Below are 16238 nucleotides of genomic sequence, written 5' to 3' on the forward strand. Positions count from 1 at the left end.
AGGCGTGCAAGTACGATCGTACACCAACGAACGGTAACGGGAAGGGAGAGGAAGCAATGACGGTCGGGCCGGAGCTGAAGCAGTTTCGCATCGAATTGTCGGACCAGCGCGTCCTGCACCTCATCTTCGACATGCCGGGACGGTCGATGAACGTGTTCTCGAATGCGGCAATCGAGGAGCTTGGCCTGTTTGCGGACTGGCTCAGGCAAAGCGATGTGGTGGGCGTCGTCATCCGTTCCGGCAAATCATCCGCCTTCTGCGCAGGCGCCGATCTGGCCGAGCTGGAAACGGCCTATGACATGATCATGGCCGCGCCAGCAGGCGAGCGCGATCGGCTTGCCTTCGATCATTTCTTCCGATTGAGCCACGGTCTGCGCAGGCTCGAGACGGCTGGGAAGCCGGTCGCGGTTGCGATCGCCGGGCTTGCCTTGGGCGGCGGCTGCGAATTTGCCCTTGCGGCGCATCACAGGGTCATCGCCGATCATCCGCAGGCGACGTTCGGCCTGCCGGAATCACTTGTCGGATTGCTGCCGGGCGGCGGTGGAACTCAGCGTTTGCCTCGCCTGATCGGGATCGAGGCGGCGCTGCCCGTGTTGCTCGATGGCGCGCGGATCGGCGGACAGGCGGCGATCGCGGCGGGACTTGCGCAGGAATTGGTAGCGCCAGGCGAAGAAGTCGCCGCGGCCGAGCGTTGGGTGCTGTCGCGACCGCAGTCCGCGCAGCCTTGGGATCGGCCGAATTGGCATGCGACGGACGCGCAGCAGGTCGGGACGACGATCGAAGCGAAACGAAGCAAGATGCTGGCCGAGACGCTCGGCCATTATCCGGCGCTTTCCGCCATTCTCGACTGCGTCGAGCAGGGGCTCCCGCAGGACTTCGATATGGCCATCCGCACTGAGATGCAGATCTTCGCAAAGCTGATCCAGCGGCGGGAGCCACGCAACATGATCAGGACATTGTTTCTCGGCCGGCTCGACTATGAACGGATGAAGAAGAAGGGCGCAAATCCCAGGATCACGGAAGCCGTGGCCGCGGTCTCGGAGGTGCTCGGCGTCCAGTCGGAGCGTGGCAAGGAGCTGGCGGAGGCGTTTGCGCGGGCAGGCTTCCGGGGCGAGCAGACGCACAAGGTCGAGTTCGATGGGGGTGTCGCGGGCGCCGTCTATTGGCATGACGATGAGCCGAGGACCTGGGGCAAGGAGCTGCTGCGCGCGCGGCTGGCGGATGCCGAGGCCGCCGCCGCAGGCTGGCGATCCCAGCTTGACGAGTCCGAGCGTCGCGCTGCGGACTATGTCCTGGTCACGCAGGCGGGCTTTCCAGCCTATCTCGGCGGCCTGTTTGCAGCCGGGCTGAGCTAGTGGGTTTTTCGAAGGAGAGACGTCGTGTCCAGACCTCTTGAAGGGATCAAGGTTCTCGATCTGTCGAAGGTGCTCGCAGGTCCGCTCTGCGCGCAATACCTTGGTGATCTCGGCGCCGAGGTGATCAAGGTCGAGGCGGTGGGGCAGGGGGATGAGACACGCGGCTGGCCGCCGTTTCCGGCGCCCGGGCTCGGCACTGTGTTTCTAAGTGCCAATCGCAACAAGCGCAGCATCGCGATCAACATGAAGTCCGACAAGGGGCGCAAGCTCGTGCACGAGCTCGCGAAGTCGGCCGACGTCGCGATCGAAAGCTTCGGCACGGGCGTCGCCGAGCGCTTGGGAATCGATGCCGCGAGCCTGTGCGCGCTGAATGACCGCCTGGTCCATTGCAGCATCTCGGGCTTCGGCCGGACGGGCCCGCTCAGGAGCTCGCCCGGCTACGATGTGATCCTGCAGGCCTTCAGCGGCATCATGTCCATGACTGGCGACGAGGGCGGCGGCTATATCCGCAGCCCGATCTCGCCGATCGATCAGATGACCGGCGTGCATGCTTTCAGCGGTATCCTTGCGAGCCTGTTTGCGCGAGAGAAGTCGGGCAGGGGAGCGGCGATCCAGGTGTCGCTGTTCGACACGGCTCTGGGGCTTCTCGGCTACAATCTCCAGACGTTCTGGGAGCGGGGAACGCAGCCGGCCAAATGTGGCTCGAGCCATGAGTCCCTATGTCCTTATCAGGCCTTCGAGGCCGCGGACGGACCGATCATGATCGGGGTGGCCAACGACAATCTCTGGCGCAAGTTCTGCGCCGTCGCGGGCTTGAACGCGATCGTGGATGACCCGAAATTCCGCACCAATGCGGATCGAGTCAAGCAGCGCAATGAAACATTGCGCCACGTCCAGGCGGTGATCTCGACCAGGACAGTCGAGCATTGGAATGCAGCGCTGAACGAGGTCGGCATTCCCTGCTCGCCGATCAATACGCTGGCGCAGCTTCTCGACCATCCGCATACAAAGGCAGACAAGCTGATCATGCAGTACGATCATCCCAACGTAGGGCGGCTGAATTGCGTCGGACATCCCGTGACGTTTGTCGGAGAAGAGCGCAACCCCGGCCTGCCGCCGCCGACCCTTGGGCAGCACACGGACGACGTGCTGAAGGACTTGGGTCTTTCCGCCGCGAGCATCGCCGAATTGCGCCGTGAGGAGATCGTCAGTTGACCGGCGCACGTGCGACTGCGTCCGAAGATAGAATGGTCCGTCGCATCTACACCGGTGTAAAGAACGGCAGTGGCGCCCCGTCGGTCGGCTTGAATACCACCTTCACCTTCTGGCCGATCCTCAGCTTCTCGAGATCGCAGTCGACGAAATTGGTCTGCACCGACGGGCCCTCCTTCAGCGTGACGTAGCCGATCGCGTAAGGACCGGTCGGCGACTTCCGCATCAGGCTGTAGGTGTAGATCGTGCCCTCGCCCGATGCCTCCTCCCACACCGTCTTGTCGGAGTAGCAGAACGGGCAGATCGAACGCGGGAAGTAATGCGCGTCGCCGCAGGCAGTACAGCGCTTGATCATGAACTTGCCCTGCTTGGCCGCATCCCAGAACGCTGCGGTCTCGGGGTTCGTCACCGGGGCCGGATACTTTTTCGCTTCGCTCATCACACGCGCTCCAGAATGGCCGTCGAGGCGGCGTGGCGAACACCCAGAAGGCCGCCGGTGCCGTGGGCGATGGCGAGATCGCAATTTTTCACCTGCACCTTCGGATGCGCCTCGCCGCGCAGCTGCCTGGCGGCCTCAATGATCTTGGTCATGCCGCCGCGATTGACGGGATGGTTGCTGCAGAGGCCGCCGCCATCGGTGTTGAACGGCAGCTTGCCGACACCCGAGATCAGATTGCCGTCGGCGACGAACTTGCCGCCGTCGCCCTTCTTGCAGAAGCCGAGGTCCTCGAGCTGCATCAAGACGGTGATGGTGAAGCTGTCATAGATCGAGGCGTATTTGATGTCCTTCGGCGTAATGCCGGCTTCCTCGAACGCGCGCGGGCCGGACCAGACGCCGGCGGAGTAAGTGAGATCGAGATCCTTGCCGCCGCGCGGGCCCTTCATGGCCTCGCCATGGCCGATCAGGCGGACCAGCGGCTTCTTCAGGCTCTTGGCGATCTCGGGCGTGGTCACGATCAGCGCGCCGCCGCCGTCGGTGACGACGCAGCAGTCGAGCCTGTGCAGCGGATCGGAGATCATCGGCGAGTTCACGACATCCTCGACGGTGACGACCTCCTTCAGCATTGCGTGCGGATTGTATTGGGCGTGATGGGAGGCCGCGACCTTGATCCAGGCGAGCTGCTCGCTCGTAGTGCCATAGTCGTGCATGTGGCGCATGGCGCACATGCCATAGGCATTGTGGGTCGTTGCGCCATAGGCGGTCTCGAAATCGGCTTCGGCGCCCGGAGCGCGCACCTGCGCCGGACCGGTGCGCGGCTTGCCCGCGAGCGTGATCAGCGCGATCGAGCACTTGCCTGCGGCAATGGCTTCCGCGGCGTGACCGAGATGGATGATGTAGGAGCAGCCGCCAGTGTCGGTGCTGTCGACATGGCGCACCTTCAGCCCGAGATAATCGACCATCGGCCAGGCGCCGCCCGGCGCGTCGCCGGAGAGAAAGTAGCCGTCGATGTCGTCCTTGGTCAGCCCCGCATCCTCGATCGCGCCCTTGGCAACCTCGGCGTGAAGCTGCGCGGTGGATTTGTCCGGCGCATGCCGGGTCGGGTGCTCATAGATCCCGGCAATGTAGGCCTTGCCCTTGATGGTCAAAGAAAGTCTCCGTTGGGGTTGTCTGCCTTGCCGCGTGTTACGCGGCAGGGCAGTGCCATCGCTAGTCCTCGAGCAGCCTCCAGGACGTCTTGTCGAAGATGGCCATGCGCAAGGAGCGGTAGGGGGCGTAGTTCTCCTTGGAGTTGGTGAGCTCGATCCCCGGGAGCAGCATGCCGACCCGCTCCTTGTCGAAGCTCGTGGCCTGAGCGAGCAGATTTTCGCGGGTCAGATTGTCGCCGCATCGCTGCAGGCCCTTCGCAATCGCTTGCGCATTGATGTAGCCGGACAGCGCAATGAAGTCGTTCGGGCCGTCGTTCGGCGCCCATTTTTTCATGAAGGCGACATAGTCCTTTACCTCGGCATCCTCGGCCCAAGCGGGATCGTTGGCCTGCTTGGCGAATTGGGTCGTATAGGCGCCCTGGACGTTGTCGAGCCCGGCAGGCGTCAGCACGCCCTGGATCGAGTTGACCGGACTGGCGAGGAACTGGACCGGCTTCCAGTTCAGCTCATTGGCCTTCTTGATGCCCTGGGCGGCAAATTTCGGCGTCGTGAAATAGACCAGCGTATCGGCGCCGGCTGCCTTGAGCTTGAGGATCTCGGAGTCGATCGTGGGATAGCTGAGCTCGTAGGAAGCCTCCGCGACGATCTTCGCCTGGCCGTCGGAGCCCAAGCCGGCCTTGAGGCCCGTGAGGTAGTCCTTCCCATAGTCGTCGTTCTGGTAGAGCACGGCGATCTTGGCGTTCGGCAGCTTCTTGAGGATGAACTTGCCGAACGTGGCTCCCTCCATCTCGAAGGGCGGATAGAAGGGGACGGTCCACGGAAAACTCTTGGGATCGTTGAAGCGGCGGCCGCCTGCCGAGATGAAGACCTGGGGTACCTTGTTCTGGTTGAGATACTTTTGAACGGCGACGTTGGGAACAGTGCCCACGGTGCCGACCTCAGCCAGAACGCCGTCGTCGTCGATCAGCTTGCGGGTCTGTTCGATGGCCTTTGGCGGGCTGAATGCGTTGTCAAGCGAGATCAGGTTGACCTTCCTGCCGTTGATCCCGCCTTGCTCGTTCAGCATCTGGAAGTAGCCGGTCATCACGCGACCGTAGCTCGAGAATGTCGACGCCGGCCCGCTATATGGAACGGTCTGGCCGATCTTGATCTCGGTGTCGGTAACGCCCGGACCATATTGCTTGTCGGCGGCTCCCGCCTCCACGGCTGCGCTGGATAGGAACAGGACCGAGGCGCTCACCAAAATCGAAGTTCTCATGCTGGCTCCCATATCGCTTCTTGTTTTATGAATTAAAGAAGTACACTATAGTACGATATCTTGGAAGTCGAAAAATGCGGAATGTGCCGGCGCCGGAGGCCTCGAAATGTGTCGCGCTGCAACCAGGAGGCTGCTGGCCGTTGATCCGCATCTCGGCGCTGGCGCCGCCTTGACGTCAACGCGATTGTGGTTCAGATAGTACGTAAGCGTACGAAATATCGGGCGCGCGTCGCAAGCGCTGCGGCCGCTCACCGGAAGGGAGGGACCATGGCTGCATCGGGTGCAACGGCACTGGCTGCGCTCAGGATTGGCGGACGCGTCGCCTTCGAACGCCTGGTGCGGCCGAAAGCCCGCCGCGCGGAGGATGTTCCGTGCTCGCCGGGGGCCGTCACGCCGGAGTGGCTGACCGCCGTGCTCTGCCAGGAAAGTCCCGGTGCTGTCGTCACCGACGTCGTGGTGAAGCCTGCGAGCGCCGGGACGCACGAACGTCACCAATTGATCGTCAGCTACAATGACGCGGGTCAGCGCGCAGGCTTGCCGCAGTCGATGTTCACGAAGTCGCTGCCGAGCGTCGTCACACGCATGATCGGCGGCTTCAACGGCACCGCGCGGGTCGAGGGACGCTTCTACATGCAGCTGCGACCGCAGCTCGAGATCGAGGCGCCGGTCGGCTATCATGCGGCGTTCGATCGCCAGACCTACGCCTCGATCCTTCTCCTGGAGGACATGGTCGCAACCAAGTCGGCGACCTTTTGCAACTACAAGACCTATGTTGACCGCGAGATGGCGGAAGACATGGTCGACGTTCTGGCCGCGCTGCATGCGCGCTTCTACGGCGATGGCGAGCTTTCGGCACGTTATCCGTGGGTGGCCAGCTATCCGCGCTGGTTCACCATCGGTGCGGAGAAGATGAGCCTCGAGCACTACACCCGGAAGGCGTTCGACGCTGCCGCCCACGTCATTCCGAACAGCGTGCTCGCGCAGCGAGACGCGGTCTGGCCGGCCGCCGTGCGGGCGCTTGCCGTCCACGACAACGAGCCGCAGGGACTGATCCATTCCGACGTGCATATCGGCAACTGGTATCGCACCGGCGCGGGGAAGATGGGCTTGTGCGATTGGCAATGTCTTGCCCGCGGTCACTGGTCGCGGGACTTTTCCTATGCCGTGACGGCGGCGCTGACGCCGGAGGATCGCCGCAACTGGGAGAAGGATCTGCTCCGTCGCTATCTCGATCGGTTCGCCGGATTGACGGAGACCAGGCCGAACTTCGACCGGAGTTTCCTCAACTATCGGCAGCAGATGGTGCATGCGCTGCTGATGTGGACGATCACCTTGTGCCATTCGCCCTTGTTGCCGGCCATGCAGTCGGAGGCGACGACGCTCGCGATGATCGAGCGAATCTCGACGGCGATGGCGGATCTGGATTCCTTGCGCAGTTGAGGGGAGCGGCAGCCTGTCAGGCCGCCGTCAGCCGGCATTCGCCGCGATCGATCACCATGGTGTGGCGCTCCGCCGCCCAGGCCCTGAACCTGATGACGTTGTCTTCCTCGAACATGTCGATCCGGATGGTGTCGCCGGGAAAGGCTGGCGCGACAAATCGCGCTGCCATCGCCTCGACCAACTCGGGACGTCCCGGCGCGTAACGTTTCAGGATGGCGCGGCAGGCGAGGCCCAGCGTGTTCAGGCCGTGCGAGATCGGGCGGTCGAAGCCGGCATCGCGGGCAATCGCCGGGTCGGCGTGGATCGGCATATAGTCGCGGCTGACAAGCCGATAGAGCAAGGCCGCCTGCTGCGGCGTTCGATAGACGATGCTGGCGCTGGGTCTGTCGCTACCAATCCGTGCGATTGCGGCGGGCGGCAAACCGTAGTTGCCGCAGCCGCCATCGCCGCGCAGGAACTCCGTCGCCCGAAGAGTGGCCAGCCGCTCACCGCTGGCGGCGTCGAACAGCTCGGTATCGAAATAGAGGAGGGCGCCGCGGGTCGGCCCTTTGTCTTCGACCGCGCTGACACGGTGTTCGGCGCGGATGGATGCGCTGACCGGAATTGGGCGATGCAGCGTGAGGCGCTGCTCGCCATGCAGGGCCTTGGTCCAGGCAATCCCCGTCTCGGGCTCGGCGATCCAGAGCGGCGGCCAGCCCAGCGTCACGCTCATGCTGGGCACGGCGCGTTGATCGCGGCCTTCGTACACGTAGGGCAGTTCGTCCTCATCGAGCGGATCGTCGCCCATGCCAAGGCCGAGCGCATAAAGGGCGCAATCGCGCCAGTCGTAAGATTGGCAGATCGGCGCGAAGCGCCGAGCGACGACATGATCAAGGTCCATGGAAGGATTCCGGTAATGCTCGCGCTTCTGACCAGACGCCGCTGTGCACGAGATGCCGCAGCGCAGGTCTCGATTTGGGTTTGCGGTGAACACTAGTATATGATAAACCAGTGTACTAATCGAGCATTGAACTCGAGATCGTCCGACAGGACGGGGAAATGCTGAAGGCCGGCACGGAGCGCGATTGAAACCCGCTGCGGCGCCGCGCAATGGCAGGAGGGCCCTTTGCGAGGTCAAGCGCGCAGACTGGCGCATCGGACGGCCGCATGCCGTCGCGGAATGCACCCGGGCAGGAGACCGCGGCCATGATCGCGCTGCTGATCGCGAATTCGCTGGCGCTTGCGTCACTGCTGATCATGCTGTCGAGCGGGCTCGCCTTGATCTACGGCCTGCGCGACGTCATCAATTTCGGCCACGGCGCGATCTACATGCTCGGCGCCTATCTCGGCTACACGATTGCCCTCGTCGGCGGATTCTGGCTGGCGCTGCTGCTCGTTCCAATCCTGCTGGCGATTGTCGGAATAGCCTTCGAGTATCTGGCGCTGCGGCCGCTGCAGCGACGCTCGCATATCGAAGTCGCGCTGGTCACCTTGGGCCTGGGCATCATCCTCGGCCAGATCATCATCTACTTCTACGGCGGAGAGGCGCGCAGCGTCGATGCGCCGAAAATCCTGTCCGGCTCCGTGACCATCCTGCACCTGTCCTATCCGGTCTATCGTCTCTTCCTGATCGTGACGGGGCTCGGGTCCTGCGCGCTGCTCGCCTTGTGGCTGCGATGGACGGCGTCGGGGCTGTATGTCCGCGCAGTCAGTCAGGATCCGTCGGTCGCGCGCATGATGGGCATCAACGCCGACCGCCTGAGCCTGCTTGTGACCAGCCTCAGCACGGCGTTCGCCGGCATCGCGGGTGTGCTGGCCGGACCCTATTTGTCGGTCGATCCGGGAATGGACGTCGTGATGATCGTGAACTGCCTGATCATTGTCGTGATCGGCGGCACCGGCAGCATCGGCGGTGCAATCATTGCAGCTCTGCTGTTCGGCTTCGTTCAGGTCGCGGGGTCGGTGTTTCTGCCAAACCTTGCGGCGCTGGTGCCCTACATCCTGCTGATGGTCGTGCTGCTGATCGCGCCGGGCGGGATCGGACGCGGGAGGGTGCTGAGTTGAGCAACGGCACGATGACCGACGACCTGCATGCATCTGCGACGGCGACGGGCGGCGGCGCGTTGCCGCGGGTTTCGCTCGGCATTGTGGTCGGCCTGATCGGGCTTGGCGCCGGTGCCGTCGTCCCGACCTATTTCGCCAGCGATTTCATGCTTCGACTTGGCAGCGAAGGCCTCCTGCTGGGCTTGCTCGCGCTCAGCGTCGCTTTCCTGATGAACCAGGCCGGCCTCGTTGCGCTCGGCGCGGCCAGTATCTATGGCGGCGCCGGATATCTATTTGCGATCGGCATGAGCGATTGGGGCTTGACGCCGACTGCCGCGCTATGCGTCGCGTTCCTGATCCTTCTTGCCTATTCCGCCATGCTCGGCGCATTGATCGTCAGGACCAATCCGCTCGCCTTCATGATGTTGACGCTCGCCGCCGGCGAAATGATCAGTCATGCCGTTCTGCTCGAGGGACTGCGCGATTATACCGGCGGCGCAGACGGACTGGTTGTGCGGACCACCGGAACCGTCCTCGGCATCGACGCGGTTCGCTTTGCCGATCCCGCGCAATTCTGGTCGCTGGCCTGGGTCGTCACCGTCCTAGTCGGACTGGCATTCTGGGCCATCGCACGTTCCCGTCTCGGCGCGGTGCTTCGCGCCATCAGGGAGAACGAGGAGCGCATGCGCTTCTCGGGCTTCAATACCTTCCTGCCAAGGCTGATCGGGTATGTGGTCGTCAACATCGCGGCTGCGATCGCTGGATTCCTGCATGTGCTCAATGCCGGTTTCGTCTCGCCGGAGAGCCTGGGGCTGTTCGTCAGCACCAATACGCTGGTGGCCGCGCTGATCGGCGGCATCTCCGGTTCGCTCGGCCCGATTCTCGGCGGGCTGATCTTCTCCTTTGCGCAGGACGAGTTTGGCGCGCGCGGGCTCACGCAGCTTCTGACCGGTGTTGCGATCGTCGTGTTCATTGTCGTGTTCCCGCGTGGTGTCGTCGGCGGGCTGTCGGGCCTGTTGAAGCGGCTCGGCTGGCGGCGGGAGGCATCCTGACATGCTCGCGATCGAAAAGCTGTCGGTGAGCTATGGCTCGGTGCGGGCTTTGACCGATGTCGATCTCGATATCCGTGGCGATGGCCTGCTTCACGGCATCATTGGTCCGAATGGCGCCGGCAAGTCCACCTTGCTTGATGCGATCTGCGGCCGACGGCGTCCGACCTCCGGCCGAGTTCGCTATTGTGGCGAAGACATCACGCGGCGTTCGATCAGCTGGCGCCGCCGGCAAGGCATGGCGCGATCGTTCCAGCGCACCAGTATCTTCCAGGACCTGACCGTGCACGAGCAGCTGCAACTCGTTGCGCAACATCTCGGCGACGACAGGGTGGATGACGTCATCGAGGTCATGGATCTCGGCGGCTATCTCGACCAGAAGGCCGGGCGCATTGCCTATGGGGTGCAGCGGCGGGTCGACGTCGCGCTGGCCCTGATCGGGCGTCCGCGCCTTCTCCTGATGGACGAGCCGGGAGCCGGTCTCTCGGCCACGGAGACGTTGCGCCTGTTCGAGCATGTGCGCGATCTCGTTCGCGAGCGAAGGATCGCGGCCGTCGTGGTCGAGCACGATGTCGACGCGGTGTTCGCCTGCTGCGGCATGGTCACCGTGCTCGATCTCGGACGGCACCTTGCCACGGGAACGCCTGAAGCTATCCGCGCCGACCATCGCGTCATCGCGGCGTATCTGGGGACCGCGGCATGAGCGCGCTGCGGATCCACTCGCTGTTCGCCGGCTATGGCGCCTCGACCGTGCTGCGCGGCATCGACCTGACGGTCGAAGAGGGCGAGTCGGTGGCGTTGGTCGGCCGCAACGGCGCCGGCAAGTCGACGCTGCTGCTGTCGGTCTTTCGCGAAACGAATATCTTGTCGGGCGAGATCTGGGTTCGCGACCGCCGGATCGATGCGCTGCCAGGCTATACGGCTGCCAAGCTCGGTGTGGCGATCGCACCGCAAGGACGGCGCGTCCTTCCGAACCTGACCGTGAAGGAGAACCTGCTGCTGGGTCGATCGACCGGCAGGGCAGGGCACTGGACGCTGAAGACCATCTACGAGCTGTTTCCGGTGCTCGAGGAGCGCGCCGACCGGCTGGGCACGATGTTGAGCGGCGGCCAGCAGCAAATGCTGGCGATCGGTCGTGCCTTGATGGCCAATCCGAGCCTCATTCTGCTCGATGAGCCCTCTGAAGGCCTTTCGCCCGTTCTGATCGATGGACTGGTCGACACGCTCAACAAGATCCGCGGCGCCGGCACCGGCGTGCTGGTCGTCGAACAGCACCTCAGCCTCGTCAAGCGCGCCACCGATCGGTTCGTCATCCTGGCAAAGGGCGAGGTTGTCGGTTCGGGCACGATCGGCGCCATCGGCAAGCCGGAGAACCAGGCGCTCATGGCGCTCTAGCGCAACGTCGAGATAACGGAGGAGGGAGGAACATGAAAAAATCATCCATGCGGCTGGCTTTCGGCATGCTGCGCGCGGCGACCATTGGCGCAACGATGGCCGTTGCCGTCGCGACCGCAGCCTCGGCCGAGGACACGGTGAAGATCGGCGTTCTCCTGATCGATAGCGGACCGCTCGCCGGCCTGAAGGACACCCAGGTCAAGGCCGTCAACCTCGCGATCGAGCAGATCAACGGCGCCGGCGGCGCGGCGGGCAAGAAGCTGGAGGCGACCTTCATCTCCTATCCCGGCACGCCCGATACCGCGGTGGACGGTGCCACCCGCGCCGTCCAGAAGGAGGGGGCAATGTTCATCACCGGCATGGATACCTCCGCTGTCACGCCTGCGCTTCAGGCCAAGCTTCCGGCGCTGAAGGCCTTGATGCTGGAGGTGATGGCCAATGCCGACGGACTGACCGGAAAGAACTGCTCGCCGAACTACTTTCGGGTCAATGCCAACGACTCCATGATCATGGGGACGTTCAGGGAATTCCTGAAAGATCAGGGCATCAAGAAATGGGACATCATCGCGGTCGACTATGCCGCCGGACGCGACTCCGCGGACAAGTTCAAGGCGCTGGTGACCTCGCAGGGCGGAACGATCGGAAAAACCCTGTTCTCGCCAAACGGGACGCCGGATTTCGGCGCCAAGATTTCGGAGCTGGGAGCCGAACCGGCCGACGGGCTGTTCGTGACGATCTTCGGCAGTGACGCGATCAATCTCGCCAAGCAGCAGCAGCAGTTCGGGTTGTTCAAGAAGTACAAGATGGTGCTGGGCAACTCCTTCGTGATCCCGCAGACACTGCCGGCGCAGGGCGAGACCGTGCTCGGCGTCTATCAGAATATCGGGTTCGTGGCCGGCTTCCCCGGCGCGCAGGCCGAAGCCTTCGTGAAGGCATATAAGGAAAAATACAACGGCGAGCTCCCGCCCTACACCAGCGCCGATCAATACGCGGCCATTCAGCTGATTGCCGCTGGGCTTCAGAAGGCGAACTCGACCGACATCAACGCGGTTCGCGCCGCGCTGTCCGGCCTCAAAGCCGAAACGGTCCTCGGCGATGTCGAGATACGTGCAGCTGACCATCAGGTTGCGCGGCGGATGGCGATCAGCCAGATCGTGATGGGTCCGGAGGGCAAGCCGATGTACCAGATCAAGAAAATCGAGCCGGGACAGGACATCATCCCGCCCGTCGATCCCGCCTGCAAGATGTGATGCACCGACGCTGTCGATCCCATGTTGCTCGTGAGCCGAGACCTAGGCCACGAGCGACACTTTGCCAAACTGCGCCCCGGAGGCGAGATGGGCAAGCGCCGCAGGAGCGTCTGCCATCCGGAACGACGAGTCGATCACCGGCCGGACCAGGCCGCGATTGAACACATCGAGCAACTGGCGGAACTCCGCGATGCTGCCGCCCGTCGAGCCATAGATCTCGAGCTGGCGGATGAAGACTCGCTGCAGATCGGCCGGTGGGTTCGAGCCAGTCGTGGCACCGCAGGTGACCAGCCGGCCGCCACGACGCAAGGAACGCAGCGATTCACCCCAGCTCGCTTCGCCGACGCTGTCGATCACCATGTCGACACCGCCGCCGCTCATCTGCTGGACGGCGGCCGACACCTTGTCGTTCCGATAGTTGACGCCGCCATCCGCGCCCATCGCGAGGGCCCTGGCGATCTTGGCGTCGCTGGAGGAGGTGACGAAGACGCGGGCGCCCACGAGCTTTGCAAGTTGAAGGCAAGCCACCGCGACGCCGCCGCCGATGCCGACGATCATGACGCTTTCGCCGGGCTGCAAGGCGCGCTTGCCGAACAGCATCCGCCAGGCCGTGAGATGGCCCGTCATCAGGGCACCTGCCGCCACCAGATCAGCATCATCGGGCAGGGGAAAGAAGCAAGCGCTGGGCATCGCAATGTAGTCGGCGAAGCCGCCGTTGCGATGCTCGCCCATGATCTTGACGTTCTGGCAAAGCGGCTGGTCGCCGGCCAGGCAGTATCGGCACCTGCCGCAAAACGCCTCGGAGAAGAGCACCGCCTTCATGCCCGGCTTCAAGCCGCTGCCGGGCGCGGCCTCGACGATCTCCCCGGCGGCCTCGACCCCCATCACCTGCGGCAATGTGTGGGTGATGCCGCCGCCATTGTCGCGCATGTAGAGATCGACGCGATTGACCGAGGATGCGGCCACCTTGAGCATCGACTCGCCCGCAGCCGGTGTCGGGTCGGGGAAATCGCGCCAGGTCACGCCGTCCAGTCCGCGTCGTTCCAGCACTGCCGCCTTCATGGCCGCCTCCCTGCTTCCGGTCGCGTCGCCGAACTAATGCACTAGCTCACGAAAAATCGAGCGCCGTGCCCGCTGCCGATGATTGTGCGGCCGAATTTGATGTTGCAGTTCACTTTAAATATAATACACTAGCGAACTAATATGCCGTCAAGTGCATCGATCAATCGTCATGGAGGCAACGTCATGAGCGAAAGCCGTTTCGATCCCGTGGCGCATGCGCGCGCGATGCGTGTCAGCGGTTTCTGGGTCGACAAGAGCTTTGACGAGTTCCTGCAGCAAGCGATCGCCGCCACGCCCAGCAAGCTCGCGTTGATGGCGGATCGCGCCGATCGCGACGCGCCGAAGCGTCTGACTTACGCTGAGCTGGGTGACATGATCTCGCGTGCGGCGGCGGCGCTACGTCGTCTTGGCATCGGCCCGGGGAATGTCGTGTCGGTCCAGTTGCCGAACTGGTGGGAATTCGCGGTGATCGCGCTGGCGGCGTTCCGCGTCGGCGCCGTGGTCAATCCCCTGATGCCGATCTTTCGCGAGCACGAGCTCAGCTACATGCTGGGCTTTGCCGAGACAAAGCTGCTGGTCGTGCCCAGGCTGTTCCGCGGGTTCGATCATGAAGCGATGGCGCGCTCGCTGCAGCCGGCCTTGCCCAAGCTTGCGCATGTCATCGTCGTCGACGGCGAGGGGCCCAATGGCTTCGAGCAGGCCTTGTTGTCCGGCAGCGAGCGCCTTGGGCCGCCGCCGGTCGGTGAGATCGGCGCGCTGCCGGCGGACCGGATGGCCGTGCTGATGTTCACGTCGGGAACGACCGGCTCGCCGAAGGGCGTCATGCACTGCCTCAACACGCTGATGGGCTGCTGCATCGGACTTGCCGGGCGCTTCGGCCTCGACGCCGGCGATACCATGCTGGTCTGCTCGCCGCTCGGCCACATGACCGGCTTTGCCGCCGGCATGCTGCTAGGCTTGAAGATCGGTGCGACCGTGATCTTCCAGGACGTCTGGGAGCCGAAACGCGGTGTCTCGATCATGGCCAAGGAGGGCGTCACCTATTCCGCCGGCGCGGCGACGTTCCTGGCCGACATGTGCGAGGCCGTTGCAGCCGGCGCGGCGAAGCCAGCCGAGCTGCGCAAGTTCCTTTGCGCGGGCGCCCCGATCCCGCCTGCGCTGATCGATCGCGCCTATCGGGAGCTCGATCTCAAGGTCTGCTCGCTCTGGGGCATGACCGAGTCGCTCGCGAGCACGTTGACCGAGCCGGAGCGTGCGCTGGAAAAATCCTCCAAGACCGACGGACGTCCGGTCGAGGGCGTCGCGGTGAAGGTCTTGCGCATGGACGGCTCTCCGGCCGCGGCCGGCGAGCGCGGTCTGCTCAAGGTCCGCGGCGCGCAGATGTTCCTCGGCTACTACAAGCGCGAGGACATAGAGCCGTTCGATGCCGAGGGTTGGTTCGATACCGGCGACATGGCCTATATGGACGACGAGGGCTACATCCGCATCGACGGCCGCATCAAGGACATCATCATTCGCGGCGGGGAAAACGTCCCCGTCTTCGACATCGAAAACCTGATGTTCAAGCTTCCCGCCGTGCTGTCCGTGGCGATCGTCGGCTATCCGGACCCGCGGCTGGGAGAGCGGGCTTGCGCCTTCGTCGTACTGCGTCCCGGCACGACGCTCGATCTCGCCGCGGTGCAGGCCCACATGGCCGAGCACAAGGTCGCCAAGCAATATTGGCCCGAGCGTCTTGAAATCGTTGCCGACCTGCCGAAGACGCCGGCCGGCAAGGTGCAGAAATATCAGCTCCGCGAGATTGCCAAGGCGTTCGCCGAGCCGTCTCGCAAGGCCAGCGCATGAGTGCCCGTCTCAAGGATCGGGTCTGCGTCGTCACGGGCGCGGCGCGCGGCATCGGCTTTTCCATTGCGGAGCGCTTCGGCCGCGAGGGTGGCCGCCTCGCCTGTGTCGATATCAGCGCAAAGCGGCTGGAGCCCGCGGTCAGCCGGCTGACGGACATGGGGTTCGAGACCAGGGGATACGAGGTCGATGTCGGCCGTCGCGATGACGTTCATGCGCTGTTTGCCCGCGTCGAGCGCGAATTCGATGCGCCGGTCGCGGTGCTCGTCAACAACGCCGTGTTCGCGCGCTTCGAGCCGCTGGCGGAGATCACTGTCGATACGGTGGAGCGGATGTTTGCCGTCGGTGTGCATGGCCTGATCTGGGCTACGCAGGCGGTGGTGCCGCAGATGGAGCGGCGCGGCGGCGGTGCGATCGTGAATCTCAGCTCGGTGTCGGCGTTTCATCCGGCCAAGGATTCGATCGCCTATTCCGCGCTGAAGGCCGGCGTCGTCGGCCTCTCGCGGGCTTCCGCTATCGAGCTTTCCGCCAGGAAGATCCGCGTCAACGTGATCGCGCCAGGGATGATCGGAACGCCGGCCTCGATCGCGCAGTTCGACGAGGCAACGATCGCGGCACGTCAGGCCGAGATGCCGGCAGGGCGTTTCGGCCAGCCCGAGGAGATCGCTTCGCTCGCCGCCTTCCTCGCGAGCGACGATGCCAGCTACATCCAGGGCGCGGTCATCACCGCCGACGGCGGCTGGACCGTTCCTGCAAAATAGGAGAAGGC

15 protein-coding genes are annotated in these 16238 nt (G+C 64.0%); 10 read left to right on the forward strand and 5 right to left on the reverse strand.

The genetic code is table 11. The features are described from left to right. Positions 1–56 precede the first annotated feature (56 nt). Together BRAGE_RS47730 and BRAGE_RS0103995 are read left to right on the forward strand one after the other, a co-directional pair. On the forward strand, positions 57–1355 hold the full coding sequence (locus BRAGE_RS47730; RefSeq protein WP_051377681.1) for an enoyl-CoA hydratase-related protein: 1299 nt from the start codon (positions 57–59) through the stop codon (positions 1353–1355). A 24-nt stretch (positions 1356–1379) separates the two neighbouring features. Further along, a complete protein-coding gene (locus tag BRAGE_RS0103995) occupies positions 1380–2570 on the forward strand; it encodes a CaiB/BaiF CoA transferase family protein (RefSeq protein WP_027564443.1) in 1191 nt (396 codons plus the stop codon). 46 nt (positions 2571–2616) lie between these two features. On the opposite strand, the gene BRAGE_RS0104000 is transcribed toward BRAGE_RS0103995, so the two are convergent. The 3 genes from BRAGE_RS0104000 to BRAGE_RS0104010 form a co-directional block, all read right to left on the reverse strand. Then, the gene (locus BRAGE_RS0104000; RefSeq protein ID WP_027564442.1) at positions 2617–3006 is read right to left on the reverse strand and encodes a Zn-ribbon domain-containing OB-fold protein; all 390 of its coding nucleotides are present in this window, start codon (positions 3004–3006) and stop codon (positions 2617–2619) included. After that, entirely contained in the window at positions 3006–4154 is a 1149-nt protein-coding gene (locus BRAGE_RS0104005; RefSeq protein ID WP_028146199.1) for a thiolase domain-containing protein, read from the reverse strand. The genes BRAGE_RS0104000 and BRAGE_RS0104005 overlap by 1 nt, the downstream gene beginning before the upstream one ends. A 61-nt stretch (positions 4155–4215) precedes the next feature. Continuing rightward, positions 4216–5412, reverse strand: coding sequence for an ABC transporter substrate-binding protein (locus BRAGE_RS0104010; protein ID WP_027564634.1), 1197 nt, complete (start codon positions 5410–5412; stop codon positions 4216–4218). 267 nt (positions 5413–5679) lie between these two features. Between BRAGE_RS0104010 and BRAGE_RS0104015 the strand changes: the two genes are divergently transcribed. Next, positions 5680–6852: an aminoglycoside phosphotransferase family protein gene (locus tag BRAGE_RS0104015; protein WP_051377683.1), complete on the forward strand. Its 1173-nt coding sequence runs from the start codon at positions 5680–5682 to the stop codon at positions 6850–6852. A 16-nt stretch (positions 6853–6868) separates the two neighbouring features. Here the strand turns inward: BRAGE_RS0104015 and BRAGE_RS0104020 are convergent, their stop codons facing one another. Then, entirely contained in the window at positions 6869–7825 is a 957-nt protein-coding gene (locus BRAGE_RS0104020) for a MaoC/PaaZ C-terminal domain-containing protein (protein ID WP_159073979.1), read from the reverse strand. 173 nt (positions 7826–7998) lie between these two features. Between BRAGE_RS0104020 and BRAGE_RS0104025 the strand changes: the two genes are divergently transcribed. The 5 genes from BRAGE_RS0104025 to BRAGE_RS0104045 are packed head-to-tail and all read left to right on the forward strand — an operon-like array spanning position 7999 to position 12568. Then, positions 7999–8895 (forward strand): branched-chain amino acid ABC transporter permease, encoded by an 897-nt coding sequence (locus BRAGE_RS0104025; protein ID WP_051395273.1) that lies wholly within the window; start codon positions 7999–8001, stop codon positions 8893–8895. Further along, positions 8892–9926, forward strand: a complete 1035-nt coding sequence (locus BRAGE_RS0104030; protein ID WP_027564630.1) for a branched-chain amino acid ABC transporter permease — start codon at positions 8892–8894, stop codon at positions 9924–9926. Before BRAGE_RS0104025 ends, BRAGE_RS0104030 begins: the two co-directional genes overlap by 4 nt. A 1-nt stretch (position 9927) precedes the next feature. After that, positions 9928–10626: an ABC transporter ATP-binding protein gene (locus BRAGE_RS0104035; protein WP_035729357.1), complete on the forward strand. Its 699-nt coding sequence runs from the start codon at positions 9928–9930 to the stop codon at positions 10624–10626. Continuing rightward, positions 10623–11318, forward strand: a complete 696-nt coding sequence (locus BRAGE_RS47735; protein ID WP_027564628.1) for an ABC transporter ATP-binding protein — start codon at positions 10623–10625, stop codon at positions 11316–11318. Before BRAGE_RS0104035 ends, BRAGE_RS47735 begins: the two co-directional genes overlap by 4 nt. Positions 11319–11350: 32 nt before the next feature. After that, complete coding sequence (locus tag BRAGE_RS0104045; protein ID WP_084335036.1) at positions 11351–12568, forward strand: ABC transporter substrate-binding protein; 1218 nt, start codon at positions 11351–11353, stop codon at positions 12566–12568. Positions 12569–12610: 42 nt separating this feature from the next. On the opposite strand, the gene BRAGE_RS0104050 is transcribed toward BRAGE_RS0104045, so the two are convergent. Beyond that, positions 12611–13630, reverse strand: a complete 1020-nt coding sequence (locus BRAGE_RS0104050) for a zinc-binding dehydrogenase (RefSeq protein WP_027564626.1) — start codon at positions 13628–13630, stop codon at positions 12611–12613. 183 nt (positions 13631–13813) lie between these two features. Between BRAGE_RS0104050 and BRAGE_RS0104055 the strand changes: the two genes are divergently transcribed. Beyond that, entirely contained in the window at positions 13814–15472 is a 1659-nt protein-coding gene (locus tag BRAGE_RS0104055) for an AMP-binding protein (RefSeq protein ID WP_035729360.1), read from the forward strand. Then, positions 15469–16230: an SDR family NAD(P)-dependent oxidoreductase gene (locus tag BRAGE_RS0104060; RefSeq protein WP_027564624.1), complete on the forward strand. Its 762-nt coding sequence runs from the start codon at positions 15469–15471 to the stop codon at positions 16228–16230. The genes BRAGE_RS0104055 and BRAGE_RS0104060 overlap by 4 nt, the downstream gene beginning before the upstream one ends. Positions 16231–16238 lie beyond the last annotated feature (8 nt).

The sequence above is a fragment of the Bradyrhizobium genosp. SA-4 str. CB756 genome, from assembly GCF_000473125.1.
In the GTDB taxonomy this organism is placed as follows: Bacteria; Pseudomonadota; Alphaproteobacteria; order Rhizobiales; family Xanthobacteraceae; genus Bradyrhizobium; species Bradyrhizobium arachidis.